Origin of the sequence: Sphaerisporangium melleum (genome assembly GCF_014646695.1) — a bacterium.
Lineage (GTDB): Bacteria > Actinomycetota > Actinomycetes > Streptosporangiales > Streptosporangiaceae > Sphaerisporangium > Sphaerisporangium melleum.
In genome coordinates this window covers 1-948 of sequence record NZ_BMNT01000139.1, presented here as the reverse complement: position 1 = coordinate 948, position 948 = coordinate 1, and the positions used below count along the sequence as shown (strand labels likewise).

Below are 948 nucleotides of genomic sequence, written 5' to 3'. Positions count from 1 at the left end.
CTAGAGCGTGTCTGATAAATGATCACGTTGATTGCGGTTAGATGATCCATCGTGGTGAGGCGTGGTGAGCTGACCGATAAGGCCTGGCAGCGGATCGAGTCGTTGCTTCCCGCCATCGACGGCCGTGGTCGTCCGTGGCGGGATCACCGCCAGGTCATCGACGGGATCTTGTGGCGACTGCGGACAGGGGCACCCTGGCGCGACATCCCCGAACGCTATGGCCCCTGGCAGACCTGTTACGAGCGATTCAAACGCTGGGACGCCGATGGCACCTGGGCGCGCCTGCTGGAGCAGATGCAGGTCAAGGACGATTCGGTCGGCAACGTGGAGTGGAGCTTTGCGATCGACTCCACCATCTCGCGGGCTCACCAGCATGCGGCCGGTGCCCGGAAAAGGGGGACGACGGCGGGACGATCGATACGAAGCGATCGCAAAGGCGGCAGGCGCTCGGCCGGTCCCGGGGAGGACTCACCACCAAGCTCCACCTGATCACCGAAGGTCGCGGCCTGCCCATGACGCTGCACCTGACCGCCGGGAACGTGGTCGACTGCACTGCCTTCGAAGCGGTGATGGCCAAACTCCGGCTGCCCCGCACCGGCCCAGGGCGGCCCCGGACCCGTCCCGACCGGCTGATCGGCGACAAGGGGTACTCCTCTAAGAAGATCCGCACCTACCTGCGCCGTCGTGGCATCCAGGCGGTCATCCCCGAACGCAAGGACCAGATCGCCAACCGCAAGCGCAAGGGCAGCCGCGGAGGCCGCCCGCACGCCTTCGATACCGAGGCCTACACCCAGCGCAACCTGGTCGAACGTTGCTTCGGCAAGCTCAAGCAGTGGCGAGCCATCGCCACCCGCTTCGACAAACTTGCCAGCCGCTACCTCGCCGGCGCCATCATCGGCGCCCTGATGCTCTGGCTCCGCCACCTCGAATTGTCAGACACGCCCTAGG

At 65.7% G+C, this 948-nt stretch carries 1 protein-coding gene; it reads left to right on the top strand.

The features are described from left to right. The first annotated feature begins 54 nt into the window (after nucleotides 1-54). A protein-coding gene (locus IEY93_RS37530) for an IS5 family transposase (RefSeq protein ID WP_203969285.1) occupies nucleotides 55-947 on the top strand; the annotation gives its coding sequence in 2 pieces (ribosomal slippage) (nucleotides 55-438 and nucleotides 441-947; 891 coding nt in all). The last annotated feature ends 1 nt before the right edge of the window (nucleotide 948 follow it).